We start from the raw sequence: 22,552 nt of genomic DNA on the forward strand, positions 1-22,552 counted from the left end.
GTCCATCCTGCACCCGGGCACTGACAATGGCTGTGACCTGCGGTGATGAGTCGGAAGTCGGGGGGCTGTCGTGCCGTGCGCCCGGCCCGGCGGTCCGGCCGGAGGGTTCGTGGCGGAGAATCGACCCCATGGCGGGGTCGGGCACCGAGCGGGCGAGGCACTGGCAGTACGCGGAACTGCCCGGTGTCGATCTGCTGCGGGCCCGGTACGTCCGCAAGACGTTCGTACGGCACACCCACGAGAACTTCGTGATCGCCGCCATCGCCGACGGAGTCGAGGTCTTCCACCACCGCGGCGCCGACCAGTACGCCGGGGCGGGGGCGCTCGCACTGGTCAACCCGGACACCGCGCACACGGGCCGGGCCGGTGTCCCCGAAGGCTGGCGGTACGGCGCCGTGTACCCGTCACCGGAGGTCGTGGCCGGGATAGCGGCCGAGACCACCGCGATCCGGGGCACGCCGGGATTCGTCCGGCCGGTGCTCGACGATCCGTACACGGTGAACCTGGTGCACCGGCTGCTGCGGGCCGCCGACGAGGGCAACGCGCTGGCCGCCGACACCCTCCTGCGGGTGGCCGTGACCCGGCTCCTGCGGCTGAACGGCGGGCCGCTCGCCCGCCGGGAGGTGCGGACCGCCGGGGCCCGGACCGCTGCTCGCGCGCGTGCCGTGCTGGAGGAGCGGATGGCCGGGCCACCGGCCCTGGAGACGCTCGCCGCCGATCTGGGCACGAGCCCGTTCGCCCTGCTGCGGGCCTTCCGGGACGCCTACGGCATGCCCCCGCACACCTGGCTGACGGACGCCCGGGTACGGCGGGCGAGGCGGCTGCTGGACGCGGGGACGACGCCGGCGGAGGCCGCCGTCACCGTGGGGTTCACCGACCAGCCGCACCTCAACCGCCACTTCTCCCGGATCGTCGGCGTGCCTCCGGGGTCCTACCAGCGCGAGCGCAAGAACGTACAAGACACGCGCGGCCGGCTCGTCCTACCGTCGGACGCGTGGCAGAACAGACAGCTCACCCCGACATCCGCCCCGGCGACGGAGGACGACCTGACGCGGCCGTCGTACGCGACGCCCTCGGAGTCGGGGTCGCCGTAGGACTGTCCGGGTTCGCGTTCGGAGTGACCTCGGCCGGCAGCGGGCTCACGCTGCTCCAGACGTGCGCGCTCAGCCTTCTGGTGTTCACCGGCGCGTCCCAGTTCGCGCTGGTGGGTGCTCTCGCGGCCGGCGGCAGTCCGTTCACCGCGGCCGCGGGTGCCTTCTTCCTGGGTGCGCGCAACGCCTTCTACGGGCTGCGCCTGTCGCAGTTGCTGGCCCTCCCGCGCGCGGTGCGCCCCTTCGCCGCCCAGTGGGTCATCGACGAGACGACGGCGGTGTCGCTCGCGCAGACCGACCGGCGCGGCACCCGGATCGGGTTCGCCGTGACGGGACTCAGCCTGTACGTGCTGTGGAACCTGACCACGCTGATCGGCGCCCTGGGCGCCGAAGCCATCGGGGACACGGCCGCCTGGGGCCTCGACGCGGCCGGGCCCGCCGTGTTCCTGGCCCTGCTCGCGCCGATGCTGACGTCCCGGACCGAGCGGGCCGTCGCCTGCCTCGCCGTGCTCCTGGGGCTGGGCCTGCTGCCCGCGCTGCCCGCCGGAGTGCCCGTCCTGGTGGCCGCACTCGCCGCGCCCGCGGTCCTCTGGGCCCAGGGTCACCGCGCGCGGGGGGCGGAGGCACCGGACGGAGAGGACGAGGCGGCGACGCGGGGCAGCGCGCGCGGGACGGCGGCGCAGGGCGACGAGGGCGGGGACGGTCGGGGGGACGCGCCATCCGGTGAACGGGGCGAACCGCGCCGGGGGCGGGACGCCTCGCACCACGACCAGGACGCCTCGCACCACGGACAGGACGTCCCGCACCACGGTCAGGAGGACAAACGTTGAACATCTGGATCGCCATCGGGGTGACCGCCCTCGGTTGTTACGCCGTCAAACTCGCCGGACTGCTCGTGCCCGCGGGCGCCCTCGAACGGCCTCTCGTCCGGCGGCTCGCCGCTCTGCTGCCGGTGGCCCTGCTCGCCGCGCTCACGGCCCAGCAGACCTTCGCCGACGGGCGCACGCTGGTACTCGACGCCCGGGCCGCCGGACTCGCCGCGGCCGCCGTGGCGCTGCTGCTGCGCGCCCCCTTCCTGGTCGTCGTCGCGGTCGCGGTGGTGGTGACGGCCGGCTTGCGCGCCGTCACGGGCTGAGTCGTCGCCTCCGTCGCGCGACGGAGACGGGCAGGTCCACCCAGGCCGGTTTCCGCCCGTCGCCTCCGTCGCGCCATGGAGACGGGCACCTCCGTGCGAACCGGTCACCGTCCGGTCGGGCAGCGGGCCGGCCGGTCAGCCCAGGAAGCGGCCGTGTGCCCGCAGGGTGTGCAGGGCGTCGATCGTCACCATGGGGCGGGCCTCCAGGGCGCTGCCCGGCGCCCACTGGCGCCAGCGGATCGGCCAGCCGCCGTCCTCCTGCTGTTGGCTCTGGAGGTGGTCCAGGGAGCGCGTCATCTCCTCGTCGGTGAACCACGCGCGCGCGAGGGAGCTGGGCCTGCGCGCGTAGTCGTGCGGGAAGTGGTGCTCGCCTGAGGCGTAACCGGGTGCGACCGGATACGCGTCGAGCCGGTCCATGTCCAGCACCACGAGGCGCTGTTCGCGCACCATCCGGCCCAGACGGTCGGCGACCGCCTCCGCGCGCGGGCGGTCGGGGGCGGAGTCGAGGAAGGACACGGCGGCCTCGATCTCGTACGGATGGGACCGCTCCAGGCGCTCGATCGCCTGCCAGCAGAAGTCCGTGGCGCGAAACAGCCAGGCGTGCCAGACCTCGTTGCGGTGCAGCAGGCCGACCACCGGCCCGGTGGCGAGGAGGTCGCTCGGCGGGTCGTCCACGATCGGCAGGAAGGGAGCCGCCGGATATCCCCGCTGGCTGGGATGGATCGCGGGGAGCGCGCCGTCCGGTGTGGACACGGAGGTCAGATACCGGCACACGCGTTCCACGCGCTGTCCGCCGCAACGCCCGACGGCGTCCAGGACGCTCAGGGCGCGAGCGGTGTGCAGCGGCTGGCTGACCGGGCCGCGCAGGTCCGGCTCCAGCGCGTGGCCGTACCCGCCGTCCTCGTTGCGATGTGCGTCCAGCGCGGTCTCCACCGGATCGGCGCTCGCGTTCAGGAAGTGGTACGCGAACAGCCGTTGTTCCAGCACGCGCGCGGTGAGCCAGACGAAGTGCTCGGCGAGGGAGAGCGGGGAGCGCGCCGCGGGCGTCTGGGGGAGTGGGGAAGCTCCTGATTCGGCCATGCGTCAGACCGTAGGGCGGAAAGCGGTCTCGGCAAGGGGTCCCGAGGCAGGCCCACTCTCAGGGGCGGGATACTGGACGCATGCGGTTGACGGTCTTCTGGGAGCGGATGGCGGAGCACTTCGGTGCCGTGTACGCCGACACCTTCGCGCGCGACCACGTGATGACGGAGCTGGGCGGGCGCACGGTGAACGAGGCGCTGGACGCGGGCTGGGAGGCGAAGGACGTGTGGCGGGTGGTCTGCACGGCCATGAACGTTCCGGGTGAGAAGCGCTGACCGGTAACGAAGATCGCATGAGGGGAACTGATTGTCGGTCCCGTGGGCGAGACTTGCACCGTGGCACCCACTGACGACGCCGGGCAGACAGCCCCGCCCGCATCCCCGCTCGGCACGACACCGCCCACCCGGCCCCCGGTCGACGGCGCCGCCGCGCCGAACACCCGCATGCCGCGCTGGCTCCCGCGCGCCATGGTGCTGGCGCTCTCCCTCATCGCCGTGTTCCAGCTCGGCAGTTGGGCCTTTCACCAGCTCACCGGCCTGCTGATCAACATTCTCATCGCGTTCTTCCTGGCCCTCGCCATCGAGCCTGCGGTGAGCTGGATGGCCTCGCGCGGCCTGCGCAGGGGGCTGGCCACCGGACTCGTCTTCCTCGCCGTGATGATCGCGGCCGCGGGCTTCGTCACGCTGCTGGGCTCCATGCTCGCCGGCCAGATCATCAAGATCGTCGAGGATTTCCCGGACTATCTCGACTCCGTCATCAACTGGATCAACACCCATTTCCACACCGAGTTGAGACGGGTCGACGTCCAGGAGGGGCTGCTGCGCTCCGACTGGCTGCGCAACTACGTGCGGAACAGCGCCACCGGCGTCCTGGACGTGTCCGCGCAGGTCCTCGGCGGGCTCTTCCAGCTGCTGACGATCACGCTGTTCTCGTTCTACTTCGCCGCGGACGGTCCGCGGCTGCGCCGCGCGATCTGTTCCGTCCTGCCGCCCGCGAAACAGGTCGAGGTACTGCGCGCGTGGGAGATAGCCGTCAACAAGACCGGCGGCTACCTGTACTCGCGCGGTCTGATGGCGCTCGTCTCCGGGGTGGCGCACTACATCCTGCTGGAGGCCCTGGGCGTGCCCTACGCGCCCGTGCTCGCCGTCTGGGTGGGCCTGGTGTCGCAGTTCATCCCGACCATCGGCACCTATCTCGCGGGCGCGCTGCCCATGCTCATCGCCTTCACCGTCGACCCCTGGTACGCGCTGTGGGTGCTGGTCTTCGTCGTGGTCTACCAGCAGTTCGAGAACTACGTCCTGCAGCCCAAGCTCACCTCGAAGACCGTCGACATCCACCCCGCGGTCGCCTTCGGCTCGGTCATCGCAGGCACCGCCCTGCTGGGCGCCGTCGGCGCGCTGGTCGCCATCCCGGCGGTCGCCACGCTCCAGGCGTTCCTGGGGGCGTACGTGAAGCGCTACGAGATCACCGACGATCCCCGCGTGGACGGGCACCGCAGAGGCACGTCGGGTCCCGGCCCGCTCGCCCGCGCGCGTCAGCTGTGGGAACGGCGAACGACTCCCCAGGACGACGCCGGAACGGAGCCCCGGTCCGGCGCGGAGAGCCCGGAGGTGGGCGCCCGACCGGGAACCGGGAACCCCGAGGACTGATCGAGCCGGTGCGTGCGCGGACCGCGGCCGCGGCGGTGCGGCTCAGCCGTGGAACTCGGTGACGCCGAGGGCGAAGTCCCAGTGCCCCACTCCGTGGCGGGCGAGGCCCATCGTGACCACGCCCGCTCCTTCCAGCCAGTGCGCCATCTTCAGGTCGCCGACGTCCAGCGGGCGCAGACCGAGGCTCTTGACGAACGCCTCGGTGCCCGCCTTGGCCTGCGCACTGTCGCCGGCGATGAAGACGTCGGGCCGGCCCTTCTCCAGGACGTCACGGAAGACGGTGTTGAACGCCTTCACCACGCTGGCGCCGGCCGGGGCCACTTTGGCGACTTCCTGCGCGATCGAGGTTGCCTCACCGTGGGCCAGCCCGTCGAACGCGGAATTGAAGGGGTTGCTGATGTCGATGATGACCTTGCCCGCGAGGGGGTCTCCGTACCGGGTGACGGCCGGAACGACACCGTCGAACAACAGGGCCACGATGACGAGGTCCCCGGCCGGGGCGGCGCCCCACTCTCCTGTCGTGGCGCCGCCGCCGAGAGCCTCGGCCAGGGCAACGGCCTTGGACCGATCGCGGCCCATGACCTCGACGGTGTTGCCGCCCGCTATCGCCCGCGCGCCGATGGTGCGGGCCATGTTCCCGGTGCCGATGATGCTGATGCTGCTCATGAGGTATGCCCTTTTCCTTGTTCTCGAGCTTTCGCTTCGTCTCGTCGTGCCCGGTCAGGCTCAGCGCGTCGGCTGCGAGGCGGTGCGACGGTTGCCGCAGGGGACACCCAGCCGGATGAGCCGCGAAGCTCGGCGCCGGCGGTGCGGTCCAGCAGGGGCGCGTCCAGTGGTACGGGCGTCGCTGGACCTCAGGGGGCGCGGACCGCGGCGGACAGGTTCGGCAGGCTCGTGTGTTGTCGGATGTGCCCGGCCGTGTACGTGAGTGCAGGTGTGTTCAGGTTTCTGGCGGTGTGTGGTGGTCAGATGACGGTGGCGCCGCCGTCGGTGACGAGTTCCAGGCCGTTGACGTAGCTGGAGTCGTCGGAGGCGAGGAAGAGCGCGACGTGTGCGATCTCGTCGGGGTGGCCCATCTTTCCGCGGGGGATGAGGGATTCGAAGGCCTTCATGGTCGCCTCGTCGAACAGTTCTTCCTGCTTGGCCGTGGCGACCTGGCCGGGGGTGAGTACGTTGACGCGGATGTGCCGGTCCTTGAGCTCGTTGAGCCATACGCGGGCCCAGGCCTGCTGTACGGCCTTGCTGCCGGCGTACACGCTCCATCCGGGGAAGCCCCTCAAGGAGGCGTTCGAGCCGGTCATGAAGATCGAGGCGCCGTCGTTGAGCAGCGGCAGCGCCTTTTGTACGGTGAACAGGGTGCCGCGCGCGTTGAGATGGAAGGCGTCGTGGAACTGGGCTTCGGTGATCTCGCCGAGGTTGCCCGGCTCGCCCGTCCCGGCGCTGGCCCACAGCACGTCGATCGAGCCCTTTTCCTTCTTGACCGTGGCGTACAGGCGGTCCAGGTCGTCCAGGTCGGACGCGTCGCCCCGCACGCCGGTGACGTTGCGGCCGATCAGCTTGACGGCTTCATCCAGCGCTTCCTGCCGCCTGCCCAGGATGAAGACGTGCGCTCCTTCTTCAACGAACAGTTGAGCGCCGGCCAGTGCCATGCCGGTCGTACCGCCGGTGATCACCGCTACCTTGCCATCGAGCTTTCCCACGATCACTCCATTGAACTGGTGGTATTCGGAACAGCCAGCCTTTATGTACACCGCACTGTGTTCTTAACGTAGGGGAGGGTCGGCTGGAACGCAAGCTATGCACACCGGTCGGTACCCAAGTGGGTTAGGCTGGAGGCGTGACGGAGTTGGAGAAGGGCCCGCAGGGCCGGCGCCGCGGCAGGGGTGCGTTCGAGCGCATCCTCGGCGCGTCCCGGCAGCTGTTCCGCGATCAGGGCATCAACCGCACCGGCATGGACCAACTGTGTGCGGTGGCCCAGGTCTCGAAGCGCACGGCCTACCAGCACTTCGCCGGCAAGGACGAACTCGTTGCCGAATACCTGCGCCGGTTCGATCCCGACCTCATGTCCGCAGTGTTCGACCGCACCGACCTCACCCCCCGCGAACGGCTGCTAGCCGCCTTCGAGCTGCCCGCGGCCGGGACGCAGGACCTCACACCCATGTGCCCCTACATCGCGGCGGCCGTCGAGCTCCACGACCCCCAGCACCCCGCGTCGCAATACGCACGCGAGTACAAGAAGGCCATCGCCGCGCGCCTGGCCGCAACCGCCCGCGAAGCCGGCGCGACCGACCCCGAACAACTCGGCGAACAACTCGCGCTGCTCCTCGACGGCGCCGCGGCCCGCACCCGAGTCCTCAACGCCGAATCCTTCCCCACCGCCGCCGCCATCGCCGCCGTCCTCATCGACACCGCCATCCCCACCACAGCCCGGCGATGACCGCGGAAGTGGGTCTGCGGCCCAGCGGCTTCCGGGTGGGCTGTTCGGCCACACTCATCCGATGGCGACCAGGGCTTTGCCCTCCTCGACGGGTCGTCGGCGTGGCGGGCGAGCGTCAGGTGCCGACGGCGTCGCCCGGGGCGTAGCCGTCGGGAGTAGAGGGGTGGCGGACGATGCGCCGCCAGGGATCAGGCTCGTTGTCGGATCGCGGACGTAGTCTCGGAAGTGCCGCGTGGTCCGCTTGACACGAAATTCGAACATCCATTCTTATGGAGGCTCCGGCAAGGCTCCCGGTGGGCGTTTCGCCACGGTTTCGCCGGAGCTGCGCCCGAGTTATCCACAGGCCGGACGGGCGTCGGGGCCCATTGTCAGTGGCAGGCGTTAGCGTCTTTGACGTGAAGCGATCGACTCAAGCAAATCGGGTGGAACCCATGGCAGGAACCGACCGCGAGAAGGCCCTGGACGCCGCGCTCGCACAGATTGAACGGCAGTTCGGCAAGGGCGCCGTGATGCGTCTCGGCGAGCGGCCGAACGAGCCCATCGAGGTCATCCCCACCGGGTCGACCGCACTGGACGTCGCCCTCGGGGTCGGCGGCCTGCCGCGCGGCCGCGTGGTGGAGGTGTACGGCCCGGAGTCCTCCGGCAAGACCACGCTGACGCTGCACGCGGTGGCGAACGCGCAGAAGGCCGGCGGCCAGGTGGCCTTCGTGGACGCGGAGCACGCCCTCGACCCCGAGTACGCGAAGAAGCTCGGCGTCGACATCGACAACCTGATCCTGTCCCAGCCGGACAACGGCGAGCAGGCGCTGGAGATCGTCGACATGCTGGTCCGCTCCGGCGCGCTGGACCTCATCGTCATCGACTCCGTGGCCGCGCTCGTCCCGCGGGCCGAGATCGAGGGCGAGATGGGCGACAGCCACGTCGGCCTTCAGGCCCGCCTGATGAGCCAGGCGTTGCGGAAGATCACCAGTGCGCTCAACCAGTCCAAGACCACGGCGATCTTCATCAACCAGCTCCGCGAGAAGATCGGCGTGATGTTCGGCTCCCCGGAGACCACGACCGGTGGCCGGGCCCTGAAGTTCTACGCCTCGGTGCGACTCGACATCCGCCGCATCGAGACGCTGAAGGACGGCACGGACGCGGTCGGCAACCGCACCCGCGTCAAGGTCGTCAAGAACAAGGTCGCCCCGCCCTTCAAGCAGGCCGAGTTCGACATCCTCTACGGGCACGGCATCAGCCGCGAGGGCGGCCTGATCGACATGGGCGTGGAGAACGGCTTCGTCCGCAAGGCGGGCGCCTGGTACACGTACGAGGGCGACCAGCTCGGCCAGGGCAAGGAGAACGCGCGCAACTTCCTGAAGGACAACCCCGACCTGGCCAACGAGATCGAGAAGAAGATCAAGGAGAAGCTGGGCGTGGGCGTGCGGCCGGCCGAACCGACCGCCGAGCCGGGCACCGACGCGGCGGTCTCCACCCCCGCGGACGACGCCACGAAGACGGTGCCGGCCCCGGCCTCGGCGGCGGCCAAGACGGCCAAGACCAAGGCCGCGGCGGCCAAGAGCTGATCCGTGACACGGCGAACCGGCTGGGCCGAGTACACCGCCTACCCGGGCGACCCGCACGAGCGGGGGAGCGAAGCCGACGGGGGATTCACCCGGGGCGACGGTCGGCCGGACGGCGGCTTGAGCCGCGGTGAAGAGGCCGACCGCCGCCTGGGCGAGGACGCCGGTCGGCACCACGGTGACGAGGCGTCCGATCCCTACTCCCGTGCGGGGGCGGGTGGAGGCGATCGGCTCCGTGGCGAGAGCGGGTCACGCGGTGCGGGCGGCTCACGTGGTGGGCGTGGACGCCGGCGGCGTGGCTCCGGCGACCCGTCCGGTGAGGACGGAGGCCCCTCCTTCTCGTCGAGGGCCGAGAAGGGGGAGTCCCCAGCGGACCCGGTGGAGCAGGCGCGGGCGATCTGTCTGCGCCTGCTCACCGGGACCCCGCGCACGCGGAAGCAACTGGCGGACGCGCTCCGCAAGCGGGAGATCCCCGAGGACGCGGCCGAGCAGGTGCTGTCGCGGTTCGAGGAGGTCGGCCTGATCAACGACGGGGCGTTCGCGGACGCCTGGGTCGAGTCCCGGCACCATCACCGGGGACTGGCCAGGCGGGCCCTCGTGCAGGAACTGCGGACCAAGGGCGTCGACTCCACGCTGATCGACGAGGCCGTATCGCAGCTCGATCCCGAGCAGGAGGAAGCGACCGCGCGCGAGCTCGTCGCCCGCAAGCTGCGATCCACCCGGGGCCTCGACCGTGACAAGAGACTGCGCCGCCTCGCCGGCATGCTCGCCCGCAAGGGCTACCCCGAGGGCCTGGCCCTGCGCGTGGTCCGGCAGGCGCTGGAGCAGGAGGGCGAGGACACGGAGGACTTCGGAGACGGAGGGTTCTGACCCGACTCAGCTCCCAGCCGCCGGAAACCCAGCGGGAGTTGGAGCAAGGGTCAGCGCGGGAGCGAAAGCCCGGTTCCGAGCCGAAGCCGGCTCCGAGCGATAGCCCGGTTCCGAGCCGAAGTCCGATGCGAAGGCGAAGTCCGACTCGCAGCCTGAGCCTGTGGCGCCCTCTTCCGTCCTGCGTCTCGCCCCTCACCCCTCGACCTTTCGAGCGGGGATGACTCCCGCCGGCCTGACCTGACCCGCGATGAACGCCAACTCGCCGTTGCGCAGGGAGGACGCGGAGAAGGTCTCGGACCCGCCCGTACGCTTGGGCACCAGGGGCAACGCGGACACGGCCCCGCTCCACCGTCCGCACGCCCGTCGGACGACCACTGACCGGCGCTCGGCATCGCCGTAGGCCAGCCCCCGGACCCCGGACGGCTGCCGTACCACTCACGCCCGGCGCCGCAGCCCCCTACGGCGTGACCGGTAGTCCCGCCGCCCTCCACGCCTGGAAGCCGCCGACCAGGTCGGTGGCCCGGTGCAGCCCCAGTTGGTGAAGGGAGGCGGCGGCCAGGCTGGAGGCGTAGCCCTCGTTGCAGATCACGACCACCCGCAGGTCGTGGCCGGTCGCCTCCGGGGCGCGGTGGCTGCCCCTCGGGTCAAGGCGCCACTCCAGTTCGTTGCGCTCGACGACGAGAGCGCCGGGAACGAGGCCGTCGCGCTCGCGCAGGGCCGCGTAACGGATGTCGACCAGGAGTGCGTCGCCGCGCTCCGCGGCCGCGTACGCCTCACGCGGTTCGATCCGTTCGTAGCCCGCGCGCACCCGGTCCAGCAAGTCGTCGATGCCCTGCGGGGGTTCGGCCGCGCCGGTGGTCGCGGCAGGCCTGCCCACCCGCTGCTCGTTCCCAGGGTTCGCCGAGGCCACCCCTCGCCCGTCCACCCCTCGCCCGTCCACGCCGTTCACGTCCACGTCACTCACGTCCGCGTCACTCCCGTCCGTGCCGCTCACTGCCAGTCCTCCGGGCGTTCGACCTGTTCGAGGCGCAGGGTCTGGCCGCTGCGGCTGTAGCGGCGGATCTGCGGCAGGGGCGGATAGTAGGCGTGGACGGAGACGGCGTGCCGGTCGGGGGACTCGTTCAGCACCTCGTGCACATGGTGACGGCCGAAGGCGCGTCCCGTGCCGGACGGCAGCCGGCGTTCCCGGTCGACGTCGTCACTGAGCTCCAGGGTCTTCCAGCCGTCGGCGGGCAGCCGGGCGGCGAGCGAGTTCTCCTTGAGCTCACCGGTCGCGGTGATGAAGGCGCCGACCGACTCGGCGTGGTCGTGCCAGCCGGTTCCCGTGCCCGGGGGCCAGCCGATCAGCCACGCCTCGCTGCCGCCGGGCCCCTCCAGCCGCACCCAGGTGCGGCCCTCGGGGTCGAGGGGGAGGGAGGCGATGAGTTCGTGGTCGGCGGCCGTACGCCGGACGAAGTCGAGGAGGTCGGCCTGGGTCGGCGCGGAGAGCGCGACGGACACAGCGGGGGAGGAAGACACGGGCACCGTCCTGAGGAGCGTTCGCGGGCGCGCGCGGCAGCGGGAAGCAGCGCGCGGGCCAAGAAAGAAGGGGGATGCGAAGTCAGCAGGACGGGCGACACACGCAGCCCGCATAGCGGACGAGGTCCATATGGACCCTCCGCCACAGGCGTACACAGGTGTCGGTCACGTTCCGGAGTACACCATGGTGGTGGATACCGGTCAACTGACCGTCACCATGTGGACAACGCGGCCGGGACGGTGGGCCGGAGGGTGTCAGTGCGAGCCGGCCGTCGCCTCCGCCCCGGCTTTGGCCGGGCCGCCGAGGGTGGCCTCGGCCGCCGCGTACAGGTCGGCCGGGCGGACGCCGGCCAGCGCGGTGACGAGGTGGCCGTCGGGACGGATCAGCAGGACGGTGTGCGGGGCGGCGCCGGGGTAGGTCTCGGCGACGAGCAGCTCGGCGGGGTGCGGCAGGGCGGTGACCGCGGCCGCCAGCCGGGGCATGATGCCGGCGGTCACCCAGTGCTTGCGTTCCCACACGCCGGTGCCCGGTGCGATCAGCAGCACCAGCAGGGCGCCACGGCCGAGCCGGTCGCGCAGAGGTACGAACGAACCGTCCTCCGCGGTGACCCGCACGTCCGTGACCGGGGCGCCGGGCAGGGTGGCCACGGGGGCCTCGCCCTCCAGGGGCGGGGGCGCGAGCGGCGAGTCGGCGTACGAGCCCGGTGTGCCGAGCACTCCGCGCCCCAGGTGGCCGTCCGTGAACAGCGCGTCGCTGCCCTTGGCGGAGCCGCGGACGTACGACAGCGGGCCTCCGCTGCCGCGCAGCAGGGGAAGTGCCTGGTCGGCGGCGCGCAGCCGGGCGGCGACGACCGTGCGGCGCTCCGTCTGGTAACTGTCGAGAAGGGCCTCGTGCGGCCCGTGGTGCCAGGCCAGGGCCAGCTTCCAGGCGAGGTTGTCGGCGTCCCGCAGCCCCTCGTCCAGGCCCTGGGTGCCGAGCGCGCCGAGCAGGTGGGCCGCGTCCCCGGCGAGGAAGATCCGGCCCACGCGCCAGCGCCGGGCCAGCCGGTGGTGCACGGTGTGGACGCCGGTGTCGAGGAGTTCGTACGGCGGCGTGGTCCCGCCGCTCCAGCCGGCCAGCGTCTCGCGGATGCGGGACACCAGCAGTTCGGGTGTGACCAGGTCCTTGCCGGGCGGCAGCAGCCAGTCCAGGCGCCAGACCCCGTCGGGCAGCGGGCGCGCGGTGACCTCCCCGGCCGACGGGCCGGCCGTCCGCCACGGCGGCATGCGGTGCAGCAGTGCGTGGTCGGGCCGGGGGAGTTCGGTGCGCAGGGCGGCGACGGCGTGCCGTTCCACCGCCGTACGTCCCGGGAAGCGGATGTCCTGGAGTTTGCGGACGGTCGAGCGCGGGCCGTCGCAGCCGACCAGGTAGCTGCCGCGCCACCAGGTGCCGCCCGGGCCGCGGGTGTGGGCGGTGACGCCGGACGGCTCCTGTTCGACGGCGTCGAGCCGGCTGTTCACGGCGACCTTGACGAGCCGCTCGGCGGCCAGGGCATCCCGCAGGACGCCGGTCAGCACGTGCTGGGCGATGTGCAGGGGCGCGGGGTCGGCGGGCGGGGAGGAGAGGGGGTCGGTGTGCGGTGCGCCGGGTTCCGTGACGTCGAACGTGACCTCGCGCGTCACCTGTTTGCGGCGCATCGACCGCCATCCGGCCCAGCGGGAGCCGGCCTCGGCGAGGGGGGCGCCGGTGAGCCGTTCGACGAGGGCGGCGGTGTCCTCGCGGAGTACGACGGTCCGGGCCGGGCGGGGTTCGTCCTTGCCGGGGCCCTCGTCGAGGACGACGCACGGCACCTCCTGGCGGGCCAGCGCGAGGGCGAGGGTGAGCCCGACGGGCCCCGCGCCGACGATGATCACCGGGTCCACGGCGCGGTGCCCCCCGCTCACGGTGACGTCCCGGGGGACGTGGGTGAACAGGACGTCGGAGCAGGGTGCACGATCACAGAACGTATGCAACCTATTGCCGGTGCTTGCGTCAAGTGACGGAGGCAGTGGCGATCATGCCACCGCCTCCGTGTCGGTCACCTCGGGTGACTGCCCGTCAGACGCCTTCGCCGGCACCGGTCCCGAAGGCGCCGCCCACCGCCGCGGGGTTGACTTCCACCATGTCCTCGCCGAGCACCGTGCCCGTGCCCTTCTTGCTGCGCCGCAGCCGGGCCTCCAGCCAGGCCGCGAAAGTGGTCAGGGCGAAGTTCACGATGATGAAGATGATCCCCACCACGATGAAGCTGGGTACGACGTTGGCGTAGTTGGCGGCCAGCGTGCTGCGGGCGTTGAGCAGCTCGGTGTAGCCGAGCATCACGCCGCCCAGCGCGGTGTCCTTCACGATGACGACGAGCTGGCTCACGATGGCCGGCAGCATCGCCGTGACGGCCTGCGGCAGCAGGATGCTGCTCATCGTCTGACCCTTGCGCAGCCCGACCGCCATCGCGGCCTCCGACTGTCCCTTGGGCAGGGAGAGGATGCCGGCGCGCACGATCTCGGCCAGGACCGAGGCGTTGTAGAGGACCAGGCCTGTGACGACCGCGTACAGCGGCCGCTCCTCGCTGCCGACGTTGGTGGAGCGGACGTAGAACTCGTTGGCGAACAGCATCAGCAGCAGGACCGGGATCGAGCGGAAGAACTCGACGACGGTGCCGGCGATCCCCCGCACCCAGCGGTGGTCGGAGAGCCGGGCGATGCCGAAGACGGCGCCCAGCGGCAGGGCGATGACCATGGAGATCGCCGCGGCCTTGAGCGTGTCGCCGAGGCCCGGCAGCAGGTAGGTCGTCCAGGCCTGCGAGGTGGTGAAAGGCTCCCACAGGTTCCACTTCAGCTGGCCCTTGTCGTCCATGGTCTGCCAGATCCACCACAGCAGCAGGGCGAACAGGAGGCCGAAGACCACCGAGAAGAGCACGTAGCGCCGTTTGGCGCGGGGCCCGGGAGTGTCGTAGAGGACCGAGCTCATCGCTTCACCGCCAGTCGCTTGCCCAGCCAGCCGAGGAACAGCCCGGTGGGGAGGGTCAGTACCACGAACCCGAGGGCGAAGACCGCGCCGATGGCGAGCGTCTGGGCCTCGTTCTCGATCATCGTCTTCATCAGGGTGGCGGCCTCGGCGACACCGATCGCGGCCGCCACCGTGGTGTTCTTGGTCAGCGCGATCAGGACGTTCGCCAGCGGGCCGATGACGGCCCGGAACGCCTGCGGGAGGATGACCAGCCGCAGGACCTGACCGAAGCTCAGCCCGATGGCGCGGGCCGCCTCGGCCTGGCCGACGGGCACGGTGTTGATGCCGGAGCGCACCGCCTCGCACACGAAGGCGGCGGTGTAGCCGACGAATCCGAGCACCGCGAGCCGGAAGCCCTGCACCTTGAAGTCGTCGGCCGCGCCCATCGTCACGCCGAAGATGTCGGCCAGACCGAGCGAGGAGAAGACGATGATGACGGTCAGGGGGATGTTCCGGACGATGTTCACATAGGCGGTGCCGAACCCGCGCAGCAGCGGGACCGGACTGACGCGCATCGCGGCCAGCAGGGTGCCCCAGACCAGGGAGCCCAGGGCGGAGAGGGCGGTGAGCTTCACCGTCATCCAGAACGCCCCGAGGACGTCGTAACCATCTAGAAAGTCGAACACGATCTCCCGCGCTTCCGGGTGTGAGGCGTACGTGGAGGGCATGGGGCGCCGCCGCCCCCGGTCGCGGCGGGCGGCGGCGCCCCATGGAATCCTGCGCTTGCTTGGCCGGAGCCCCGCGTTACGAGACGATGTTGCCGATCTTCGGCGCGGGCTCGTTCTTGTAGTGCGCGGGGCCGAAGTTGGCGTCGACCGCCTTCTGCCACGAGCCGTCACTGACCATCTTCGTCAGCGCGGAGTTGATCTTGTTGACGGTCGCGGTGTCGCCCTTCTTCACGCCGACGCCGTAGTTCTCGTTGCTCAGCTTGAGGCCGGCGAGCTTGAACTGGCCCTTGTACTTGTCCTGCGCGGCGAAGCCCGCGAGGATCGAGTCGTCCGTGGTCACCGCGTCCACGGCGCCGCTCTGCAGAGCGGCGATGCACTCCGAGTAGCCGCTGTACTCCTTCAGCTGAGCCTTCGGGGCGATCTTGTCGTGGATGTTCTGCGCCGAGGTGGAGCCGGTCACGGAACACAGCTTCTTGCCGTTGAGGTCCGTGGCCTTGGTGATGTCCGAGTTGTTCTTGATCAGCAGGTCCTGGTGGGCCAGCAGGTACGGGCCGGCGAAGTCGACCTTCTGCTTGCGCTCGTCGTTGATCGAGTAGGTGGCCGCGATGAACTTCACGTCGCCACGGGCGAGCGCGTTCTCACGGTCGGCGCTCTTGGTCTCGACCCACTCGATCTGGTCGGGCTTGTAGCCGAGCTGCTTGGCCACGTAGGTCGCCACGTCCACGTCGAAGCCGGCGAACGAGCCGTCCGGCTGCTTCAGGCCGAGGCCGGGCTGGTCGAACTTGATGCCGACCTTGATCTTGCCGCCACCGCTGGAGCCCGAGCCGGAGTCCTTGTTGTCGCTGCCACCGCACGCGGTCGCGGACAGGGCGAGGGCGAGCACGGCGGCGGAGACGGCGGTGACCTTGCGGAGCTTCATGTTGGACATCCTTTGGGTGATGAAGGGATGCGGGCCCTCAAAGACGGAAGGGGCGGGGGAGGCGGTCAGTGGTGCAGGATCTTCGACAGGAAGTCCTTCGCACGGTCACTGCGCGGGTTGCTGAAGAACTGGTCCGGCACAGCCTCTTCGACGATGCGACCGTCGGCCATGAAGACCACCCGGTTGGCAGCCGAACGGGCGAAACCCATCTCGTGGGTGACGACGATCATCGTCATGCCGTCGCGGGCGAGCTGCTGCATGACCTCCAGCACCTCGTTGATCATCTCCGGGTCGAGGGCCGAGGTCGGCTCGTCGAAGAGCATGACCTTCGGATCCATGGCCAGCGCCCGCGCGATGGCGACGCGCTGCTGCTGGCCGCCGGAGAGCTGCGCCGGGTACTTGTCGGCCTGCGTGCCCACCCCGACCCGGTCGAGCAGGGCGCGGGCCTTCTCCTCGGCCTTCTTCTTGTCGGTCCTGCGGACCTTGACCTGGCCCAGCATCACGTTCTCGAGCACGGTCTTGTGCGCGAAGAGGTTGAAGGACTGGAAGACCATTCCGACGTCGGCACGCAGCCTGGCCAGCGCCTTGCCCTCCTGGGGCAGCGGCTTGCCGTCGATCGTGATCGTCCCCGAGTCGGTCGTCTCGAGGCGGTTGATGGTGCGGCACAGGGTGGACTTGCCGGACCCGGAGGGCCCGATGACCACGACGACCTCGCCGCGGGAGATCGTCAGATCGATGTCCTGGAGTACGTGCAACGCGCCGAAGTGCTTGTTGACGCTCTTCAGGACGACCAGATCGCCGGTCGCGGCCATGTCTTCCTTGGCCACCGATACTTCGGTCATCGCTCTGGGGCTCCGTCCTCCTCGGTTGCGGAGGACACTAGTGAGCCCGTCGGACCAGGTCATCACATCTGAGGGAGATCTGAGCATCACGATCCGATAGCAATCGGACACGTGTGGTAGCACTTCCCGCCGGGGCGCGTATCGGCCGGGTAACGGTACTCCGGCGCGACCGGAACCCACTTGACTCGTCGGCGTCCATCCGCGTGACTGCCTTGGTGCACGCGCGCGTGCACCCGAGGTGTACCCATGACCAGCGTACGACCGATGAACCGAAGGGGGCCGGGATGAGACTCCTCCTCGTCGAGGACGACAACCACGTCGCCGCCGCGCTGTCCGCTGTCCTCGCGCGACACGGGTTCGACGTCACGCACGCCCGCAGCGGCGAGGAAGCACTCCAGGCACTGGTCCCCGAAGGCGCCGGCTTCGGTGTCGTCCTCCTCGACCTCGGCCTGCCCGACCAGGACGGATACGAGGTCTGCGGCAAGATCCGCAAGCGCACCGGCACCCCGGTGATCATGGTCACCGCGCGCTCCGACGTGCGCTCCCGCATCCACGGCCTGAACCTCGGGGCCGACGACTACGTCGTGAAGCCGTACGACACCGGGGAACTGCTCGCCCGGATCCACGCCGTCAGCCGGCGCACCGTCCACGAGGAGGCCGGCGCGGGCGCGGATACGGCGCTGCGCCTGGGTCCCGTCACCATCGAACTGCCCACCCGCCAGGTCAGTGTGGACGGGGCGGTGGTCCAGCTCACCCGCAAGGAGTTCGACCTCCTCGCCCTCCTCGCCCAGCGCCCCGGTGTGGTCTTCCGCCGGGAGCAGATCATCAGCGAGGTGTGGCGCACCAGCTGGGAGGGGACCGGACGCACCCTGGAGGTGCACGTCGCGTCGCTGCGCGCGAAGCTGCGGATGCCGGCCCTGATCGAGACCGTGCGCGGCGTCGGCTACCGGCTCGTCGCCCCGGCGGCGTAGCGGGCACAGGTGCGCACACGTCTTCTCCCGCTGCTCATCGTGCTGATGGCTGCCGTGCTGCTCGCTCTCGGGGTCCCGCTCGCGGTGAGCGTGGCCGCGGCCCAGCAGCAGAAGGTGGTCGTCGACCGGATCGACGACACGGCGTTCTTCGCCGCGCTCGCCCAGTTCGTCGACGACACTCCGGGCGGCACCGAGCGCCTGAAGACGCTCACCAACGAACTGTCCAGTTACTACGAGGTCTACGGCATCCGCGCCGGTGTCTTCTACGCCGGCGACACCCCCATGGCGAACGCACCGGCCACCTGGTTCCTCCCCCGGACGGGCGAGGTCCGCGACGCCTTCGAGGAGGCGCTGCTCAGCCGCCGCAGCCAGGACCCGAAGCAGGTCTGGCCCTGGCAGCGCCACCGTCTGGTGGTCGCCTCGCCGGTCATCAGGGACGGTGACGTCGTCGCGGTCGTGGTGACCGACTCGCCCACCGGGCCGATGCGTTCACGGACCCTGCACGGCTGGCTGGTGGTCGGCGCCGGTGAGATCGCCGCGATGCTGCTGGCCGTCGGCGCCGCCCTGCGGCTGACCGGCTGGGTGCTCAGGCCCGTGCGCGTCCTGGACGCCACCACCCACGACATCGCCACCGGGCGGCTCAAGTCCCGGGTCGCCGCCGCCGGCGGACCGCCGGAACTCAGGCGCCTGGCCCGGTCGTTCAACGAGATGGCGGACAACGTCGAGGACGTGCTGGAGCAGCAGCGCGCCTTCGTCGCCGACGCCTCGCACCAACTGCGCAACCCCCTCTCGGCGCTTCTGCTGCGGATCGAGCTGCTCGCCCTCGAACTGCCCGAGGACAACGAGGAGATCGCCTCCGTCCGCACCGAGGGCAAGCGCCTGGCGGAGGTCCTCGACGACCTGCTCGATCTGGCCCTGGCCGAGCACACCGAGGCGGACCTCACGGTGACCGACATCGGCGCGCTGACCGCCGAGCGTGTCGCCGCGTGGGCGCCGACCGCGGCGGCCAAGGGGGTCCGGCTGGTGGGCACCTGCCCGCCCACCACCGCCTGGGCCGACCCGGTCACCCTGTCCAGCGCCCTGGACGCGGTGATCGACAACGCGGTGAAGTTCACGCCGGACGGCGAGGAGGTCGCGGTCACGGTCGCCTCCAACGGCACCACCTCGACCGTGGTGGTCACCGACCACGGCCCGGGCCTGACGGACGAGGAACTCAGCCGCGTCGGGGACCGCTTCTGGCGCAGCGGGCGCCACCAGAACATCAAGGGCTCCGGGCTCGGGCTGGCCATCTCCAGGTCGCTGCTGGCGGCGGGCGGCGGCTCGATCGCCTACGGCCACCACGAGCCGCGCGGGCTGCGGGTGACGGTGTCGGTGCCCAGGTCCAGGCCGTGACGCCGGCCGGGGGCCCCGCTACGGCTTGACGGAGCGGTAGTAGCGCCGGGCGCCCTCGTGGAGGGGGAGCGGGTCGGTGTAGATCGCCGTACGGAGGTCGACCAGCTGCGCGGAGTGCACGTGGGCGCCGATGCCGTCCCGGCTCTTGATCACCGTCCGGGTGATCCACTCGGTGAGCCGGGGGTCCATGTCCTTGCGCGTGACCAGCAGGTTCGACACGGCCATCGTCGGGACCGTCTCCCCGTTCTGCACGGTCGGGTAGGCCGACTCCGGCATGTTCGTGGCGCGGTAGTAGTGGGTGGCGGCGCCCTCGGTGTGCACCTTCGCGACCAGGGCGGCGTCGATCGGGACGAACCGGAAGGCGGTGGTCTCGGCGAGCGACTTCAGGCCCTCGGTCGGCAGGCCGCCCGACCAGAAGAACGCGTCGATCCCGTGGCCCACCCGCCGGGGACCGGTGTCGATGCCGTCCGACGAGGGGGTGATGTCCTTCGCCGGGTCGATGCCCGCCGCGCGCAGCACCCGCTCGGCGATCAGCCGGACCCCCGAGTCCGGCAGGCCGATCGCCACCCGCTTGCCCCGCAGGTCGGCGACGGAGTGGATGTCCGAGCCCGGCGGGATGACGAGCTGGACGTAGTCGTCGTAGAGCCGGGCGACCCCGCGCAGCCGGTCGGCGGCCGCCGGGTGGCTCAGTTCGTACGTCTCCACCGCGTCGGCCGCGGCGATCGTGAAGTCGGCCTCGCCGGTCGCCACCCGCCGTACGTTCGCCTGCGAGCCGTTGCTGGTAGCCAGCTTCAGCGTCAGATCCGGCATGTCCTTGGCGAGCTCGGTCTTCAGCCGCTTGCCGTACTCCTGGTAGACCCCGGCCTCCGACCCCGTGCTGAACGTGATCGTGCCGCTCGGCGGGTCCTCGCCCAGGGGCAGCAGCCACCACAGCAGCAGGCCGAGGACGACGAGGCCGACGGCCGAGCCCTGCAGAGCGCGCCGCCTGCCGGCACGGGGGAACAGCTTGGACATGCGGGCGATCCTGCCAGCCCCTGGGCGGTACTGACCAGGCCGGGACCCCGGGGGATGCCGGCGGGTGGGTCCGGGCGCGGTGGACGCGGGGGCCGCCGGACCCGGGTCGGCGGGCTTGGGGGCGCCCGTTCTGCGGGCGTGACACGGCCCGTGCGGGCGCTGTGCTGACCACCAGGCCGGGTCCTCGGGGGATACCGCCCGGTGCGTCCGGGTCCGCTGGGTCGGTTCGGGGCCGGTGGACGTGGGGTCCGTCGGGTCGGGGTTCTGATGCCCGCCGGTTCTGCGGGCGTGACACCGCGTGTTCGGGGCGTGTCGGCCAGGCTGGGAGCCCGGGGGGATGCCGCCGGGTGCGCGCGGGCCTGGTGGGTGCGGGATCCGCAAGGTCAGGGGCGGGGCCCGATGCCCGCCGGTTCTGTGGACGCCACACGGCCCGTGCGGGCCGTACTGACCAGCCGGGATCGCGGGCGGGCCGCCGGGCCCGTGCGGGCTGTACCGACCGGCTGGGACCCCGGGGCATGCAGCCGGCCGGCCCCGGGCCCGGTGGACGTGGGGTCCGCCGGGCCGGGGCCTGTTCCCCGTCGTACCGCTGGCGCGACGCGGCCCGCTCCGGACCTACGTCGGCGGTGTGCCGCCGGCCGCGAGCTTCCACTCGCGGTTCAGCGCACCGAGCGGGATGCTCCGCTGGAACACCGGTGTGCCGAACACGGACAGCTGCAGGCGCAGGGTGCCGCTCAGGTCCACGCCTCCGTAGACGGCCCAGGCGGCGGTGCCCGTGCCGGACGTCGCGCCGGTGGCCGTCACCGTGCCCGAGGCGTCGGCACGCACGTACGGCGCCAGGTCGGCGGTGACGCCCACGGCGCCGTACAGACCGACGGACGCCTCCGCGCCGAGCGCCGCCTTCACCGTGCCGGCGGCGGTCAGCGAGGTCCGCACCGGTGTACTCGTCATGTCCGCGCTGCTGACCGGGGTCCAGCCCCTGGCGGGGGCGAAGGTGCCGCCCGCGGCGAAGTCGCCCTTGAGGTCCTGTTCGACGTCGACCGTCACGACGCCGTCGGCGCTGACCTGGAAGTAGCAGGTCAGGTCCAGGTTCACCACGACGGGTACCGGTCCGACCTGGAGCACCGGGTCGGCGTGCAGCTTGGCGAACGGAATGCGCAGCGGGGCCGTCGTGGAGGCGGCCGCCCGTCCCTTCAGGGTCCAGCCGGAGGTCCAGTCGCCGGACACGCCCAGGTAGGCCCTGTCGGGCGCGGCGCCGGTGGCCCCGCCGCCGTAGCGGAAGTCGACCTGCGGGGCGACCTGGACGTAGCCGGACACGGACGCGTCGGCGGAGGCGGGGGAGCCGGGGGCGGTGGGCACGTCGGCCCGTACGTCGAGCCGCAGGCTGCCCAGCGGCACCTCGGCTCCCTCGGGCCCGACGTAGACGTCGCCCGTCTTCGTCCAGGAGACGTCGACGTCGGGCAGCAGCTTGTCCACGTCGAAAGCGGCGGGCTCCACGGGCACGGTGCCGCGCGCGGACTCGTCGCCGAGCACGGCGTCCAGGGTGGCGGGTGCGGTCTGCACCTCGGTGCCGGCGCCGGTCTCGCCGACCACCTTCGTCACCTTGGCGAGCAGTCCGCGGGGGGCGCCGGGGGCGGGGGCGCTGGCGATGACGTCCCCGACGGCCGTCCGGCCCGGAGCCCGGGTGGCGCCGGGAGTCGGTGATGAACTCGCCCCGGACGCGGGGGAGATGACCGCGCGCCGGGTCTTGCTGTCGTAGGAGCTGACGGAGAGCGCCGCCGGGTGGGCCCGGCCCCCGGAGCCTGCGGAGCCACGGGGGCTCGCGGTGGCGGTCCTGGTTCCGGCGGGGGCGGCCGCGACGGCGAGCTGGTGTACGGCCGCCGCGGACGTCTCGGTGGCGTGGGTCCGGCTGGGCTGCGCGGTGGAGCGGTCGGCCTGCGCGGCGGGCGAGGCGCAGCCCGCGGCGAGGAGGAGGGCGGTCACGGACAGGGTGGGCAACAGGGCACGCGTGTGCCCCTCGCGTCTGCGCAAGGTCGGTCCAGGGAGGTGGGGGTGGCAGAGAGTTACCCCCCGGTATTACCGGCGGGTAACTGCGCATGAGCATGCCAGTAGCCGCCCACCGGAGTTTCTGGTTCCGGGGACTTGCGCATGTGACGTGGAGCACGGCGGGGTCGGGGCGCCCCGCGCACCGGGGTCGGCACGGGCGGGCGGATTCAGCGGCGCCGCTCAGCTCTCCCATAAGGCGGGGCCAGGGTCCCCCGGCGGACCTCAGTCCCGTTCAGCCGGGCCTGGGTCCCCCGGCGGACCTCAGTCCCGTTCAGCCGGGCCTGGGTCCCCCGGCGGACCTCAGTCCCGTTCAGCCGGGCCTGGGTCCCCCGGCGGACC

Annotated in this window: 24 protein-coding genes; 10 read left to right on the forward strand and 14 right to left on the reverse strand. The window is 71.6% G+C overall.

Annotated features, from left to right (window positions below; all coding sequences use genetic code 11):
* Window positions 1-128: 128 nt before the first annotated feature.
* The 3 genes from ABZT03_RS10445 to ABZT03_RS10455 are packed head-to-tail and all read left to right on the forward strand — an operon-like array spanning window position 129 to window position 2,226.
* Window positions 129-1,094: an AraC family transcriptional regulator gene (locus tag ABZT03_RS10445; RefSeq protein ID WP_356036356.1), complete on the forward strand. Its 966-nt coding sequence runs from the start codon at window positions 129-131 to the stop codon at window positions 1,092-1,094.
* Entirely contained in the window at window positions 995-1,921 is a 927-nt protein-coding gene (locus tag ABZT03_RS10450; RefSeq protein ID WP_356036359.1) for an AzlC family ABC transporter permease, read from the forward strand. The genes ABZT03_RS10445 and ABZT03_RS10450 overlap by 100 nt, the downstream gene beginning before the upstream one ends.
* Window positions 1,918-2,226, forward strand: a complete 309-nt coding sequence (locus tag ABZT03_RS10455; RefSeq protein ID WP_356036362.1) for an AzlD domain-containing protein — start codon at window positions 1,918-1,920, stop codon at window positions 2,224-2,226. Before ABZT03_RS10450 ends, ABZT03_RS10455 begins: the two co-directional genes overlap by 4 nt.
* 135 nt (window positions 2,227-2,361) lie before the next feature.
* Here the strand turns inward: ABZT03_RS10455 and ABZT03_RS10460 are convergent, their stop codons facing one another.
* Window positions 2,362-3,306 carry a hypothetical protein gene (locus ABZT03_RS10460; protein WP_356036365.1) on the reverse strand — a complete coding sequence of 315 codons (945 nt, stop codon included), beginning with the start codon at window positions 3,304-3,306 and terminating at the stop codon, window positions 2,362-2,364.
* Between the two features lie 80 nt (window positions 3,307-3,386).
* Here ABZT03_RS10460 and ABZT03_RS10465 point away from each other — a divergent pair, with 80 nt between their 5' ends.
* Complete coding sequence (locus ABZT03_RS10465) at window positions 3,387-3,581, forward strand: DUF3046 domain-containing protein (RefSeq protein ID WP_356036367.1); 195 nt, start codon at window positions 3,387-3,389, stop codon at window positions 3,579-3,581.
* Window positions 3,582-3,641: 60 nt separating this feature from the next.
* On the forward strand, window positions 3,642-4,955 hold the full coding sequence (locus tag ABZT03_RS10470; protein ID WP_356036370.1) for an AI-2E family transporter: 1,314 nt from the start codon (window positions 3,642-3,644) through the stop codon (window positions 4,953-4,955).
* A 42-nt stretch (window positions 4,956-4,997) separates the two neighbouring features.
* Here the strand turns inward: ABZT03_RS10470 and ABZT03_RS10475 are convergent, their stop codons facing one another.
* Together ABZT03_RS10475 and ABZT03_RS10480 are read right to left on the reverse strand one after the other, a co-directional pair.
* Complete coding sequence (locus ABZT03_RS10475; RefSeq protein WP_356036373.1) at window positions 4,998-5,621, reverse strand: NAD(P)-binding domain-containing protein; 624 nt, start codon at window positions 5,619-5,621, stop codon at window positions 4,998-5,000.
* Window positions 5,622-5,920: 299 nt separating this feature from the next.
* Window positions 5,921-6,655 (reverse strand): SDR family oxidoreductase, encoded by a 735-nt coding sequence (locus tag ABZT03_RS10480; protein WP_356036376.1) that lies wholly within the window; start codon window positions 6,653-6,655, stop codon window positions 5,921-5,923.
* 137 nt (window positions 6,656-6,792) lie between these two features.
* Here ABZT03_RS10480 and ABZT03_RS10485 point away from each other — a divergent pair, with 137 nt between their 5' ends.
* The 3 genes from ABZT03_RS10485 (at window position 6,793) to recX (ending at window position 9,824) form a co-directional block, all read left to right on the forward strand.
* Window positions 6,793-7,392 (forward strand): helix-turn-helix domain-containing protein, encoded by a 600-nt coding sequence (locus ABZT03_RS10485; RefSeq protein WP_356036378.1) that lies wholly within the window; start codon window positions 6,793-6,795, stop codon window positions 7,390-7,392.
* Window positions 7,393-7,823: 431 nt separating this feature from the next.
* The gene (recA, locus tag ABZT03_RS10490; RefSeq protein ID WP_356036381.1) at window positions 7,824-8,957 is read left to right on the forward strand and encodes a recombinase RecA; all 1,134 of its coding nucleotides are present in this window, start codon (window positions 7,824-7,826) and stop codon (window positions 8,955-8,957) included.
* Between the two features lie 3 nt (window positions 8,958-8,960).
* A complete protein-coding gene (gene recX, locus ABZT03_RS10495; RefSeq protein WP_356036384.1) occupies window positions 8,961-9,824 on the forward strand; it encodes a recombination regulator RecX in 864 nt (287 codons plus the stop codon).
* A gap of 192 nt (window positions 9,825-10,016) precedes the next feature.
* Here the strand turns inward: recX and ABZT03_RS10500 are convergent, their stop codons facing one another.
* From ABZT03_RS10500 to ABZT03_RS10540, 9 genes are all read right to left on the reverse strand, one after another.
* Window positions 10,017-10,160, reverse strand: a complete 144-nt coding sequence (locus ABZT03_RS10500) for a hypothetical protein (protein ID WP_356036387.1) — start codon at window positions 10,158-10,160, stop codon at window positions 10,017-10,019.
* A 121-nt stretch (window positions 10,161-10,281) separates the two neighbouring features.
* Window positions 10,282-10,701 (reverse strand): rhodanese-like domain-containing protein, encoded by a 420-nt coding sequence (locus ABZT03_RS10505; RefSeq protein ID WP_356036631.1) that lies wholly within the window; start codon window positions 10,699-10,701, stop codon window positions 10,282-10,284.
* Between the two features lie 113 nt (window positions 10,702-10,814).
* Window positions 10,815-11,342, reverse strand: coding sequence for a cysteine dioxygenase (locus ABZT03_RS10510; RefSeq protein WP_356036390.1), 528 nt, complete (start codon window positions 11,340-11,342; stop codon window positions 10,815-10,817).
* 82 nt (window positions 11,343-11,424) lie between these two features.
* Window positions 11,425-11,511, reverse strand: coding sequence for a putative leader peptide (locus ABZT03_RS10515; protein ID WP_313960178.1), 87 nt, complete (start codon window positions 11,509-11,511; stop codon window positions 11,425-11,427).
* An 86-nt stretch (window positions 11,512-11,597) separates the two neighbouring features.
* Window positions 11,598-13,244 (reverse strand): FAD-dependent monooxygenase, encoded by a 1,647-nt coding sequence (locus ABZT03_RS10520; RefSeq protein WP_356036634.1) that lies wholly within the window; start codon window positions 13,242-13,244, stop codon window positions 11,598-11,600.
* Between the two features lie 175 nt (window positions 13,245-13,419).
* Window positions 13,420-14,325, reverse strand: a complete 906-nt coding sequence (locus ABZT03_RS10525) for an amino acid ABC transporter permease (RefSeq protein ID WP_356036393.1) — start codon at window positions 14,323-14,325, stop codon at window positions 13,420-13,422.
* Entirely contained in the window at window positions 14,322-14,990 is a 669-nt protein-coding gene (locus tag ABZT03_RS10530; protein WP_356036637.1) for an amino acid ABC transporter permease, read from the reverse strand. Before ABZT03_RS10530 ends, ABZT03_RS10525 begins: the two co-directional genes overlap by 4 nt.
* A gap of 118 nt (window positions 14,991-15,108) precedes the next feature.
* A complete protein-coding gene (locus ABZT03_RS10535; RefSeq protein WP_356036396.1) occupies window positions 15,109-15,951 on the reverse strand; it encodes a glutamate ABC transporter substrate-binding protein in 843 nt (280 codons plus the stop codon).
* Between the two features lie 65 nt (window positions 15,952-16,016).
* The gene (locus ABZT03_RS10540; protein ID WP_356036399.1) at window positions 16,017-16,793 is read right to left on the reverse strand and encodes an amino acid ABC transporter ATP-binding protein; all 777 of its coding nucleotides are present in this window, start codon (window positions 16,791-16,793) and stop codon (window positions 16,017-16,019) included.
* Between the two features lie 284 nt (window positions 16,794-17,077).
* Between ABZT03_RS10540 and ABZT03_RS10545 the strand changes: the two genes are divergently transcribed.
* Window positions 17,078-17,764, forward strand: a complete 687-nt coding sequence (locus ABZT03_RS10545) for a response regulator transcription factor (protein WP_356036402.1) — start codon at window positions 17,078-17,080, stop codon at window positions 17,762-17,764.
* A gap of 9 nt (window positions 17,765-17,773) precedes the next feature.
* Window positions 17,774-19,156: an ATP-binding protein gene (locus ABZT03_RS10550; protein WP_356036405.1), complete on the forward strand. Its 1,383-nt coding sequence runs from the start codon at window positions 17,774-17,776 to the stop codon at window positions 19,154-19,156.
* Between the two features lie 18 nt (window positions 19,157-19,174).
* Here the strand turns inward: ABZT03_RS10550 and ABZT03_RS10555 are convergent, their stop codons facing one another.
* Entirely contained in the window at window positions 19,175-20,170 is a 996-nt protein-coding gene (locus tag ABZT03_RS10555; protein ID WP_356036408.1) for a TAXI family TRAP transporter solute-binding subunit, read from the reverse strand.
* Between the two features lie 612 nt (window positions 20,171-20,782).
* Window positions 20,783-22,150, reverse strand: a complete 1,368-nt coding sequence (locus ABZT03_RS10560) for a hypothetical protein (RefSeq protein ID WP_356036411.1) — start codon at window positions 22,148-22,150, stop codon at window positions 20,783-20,785.
* Between the last annotated feature and the right edge of the window lie 402 nt (window positions 22,151-22,552).

This window comes from Streptomyces sp. NPDC005574 (genome assembly GCF_040605435.1).
GTDB lineage: Bacteria > Actinomycetota > Actinomycetes > Streptomycetales > Streptomycetaceae > Streptomyces.

Bases quoted from the DNA above. Each gene is read 5' to 3' on its own strand.
- ABZT03_RS10445 (WP_356036356.1), top strand. From the start codon at position 129: ATGGCGGGGTCGGGCACCGAGCGGGCGAGGCACTGGCAGTACGCGGAA.
- ABZT03_RS10460 (WP_356036365.1), bottom strand. From the start codon at position 3,306: ATGGCCGAATCAGGAGCTTCCCCACTCCCCCAGACGCCCGCGGCGCGC.
- ABZT03_RS10465 (WP_356036367.1), top strand. From the start codon at position 3,387: ATGCGGTTGACGGTCTTCTGGGAGCGGATGGCGGAGCACTTCGGTGCC.
- ABZT03_RS10475 (WP_356036373.1), bottom strand. From the start codon at position 5,621: ATGAGCAGCATCAGCATCATCGGCACCGGGAACATGGCCCGCACCATC.
- recA (WP_356036381.1), top strand. From the start codon at position 7,824: ATGGCAGGAACCGACCGCGAGAAGGCCCTGGACGCCGCGCTCGCACAG.
- ABZT03_RS10525 (WP_356036393.1), bottom strand. From the start codon at position 14,325: ATGAGCTCGGTCCTCTACGACACTCCCGGGCCCCGCGCCAAACGGCGC.
- ABZT03_RS10535 (WP_356036396.1), bottom strand. From the start codon at position 15,951: ATGAAGCTCCGCAAGGTCACCGCCGTCTCCGCCGCCGTGCTCGCCCTC.
- ABZT03_RS10540 (WP_356036399.1), bottom strand. From the start codon at position 16,793: ATGACCGAAGTATCGGTGGCCAAGGAAGACATGGCCGCGACCGGCGAT.
- ABZT03_RS10545 (WP_356036402.1), top strand. From the start codon at position 17,078: ATGAGACTCCTCCTCGTCGAGGACGACAACCACGTCGCCGCCGCGCTG.
- ABZT03_RS10555 (WP_356036408.1), bottom strand. From the start codon at position 20,170: ATGTCCAAGCTGTTCCCCCGTGCCGGCAGGCGGCGCGCTCTGCAGGGC.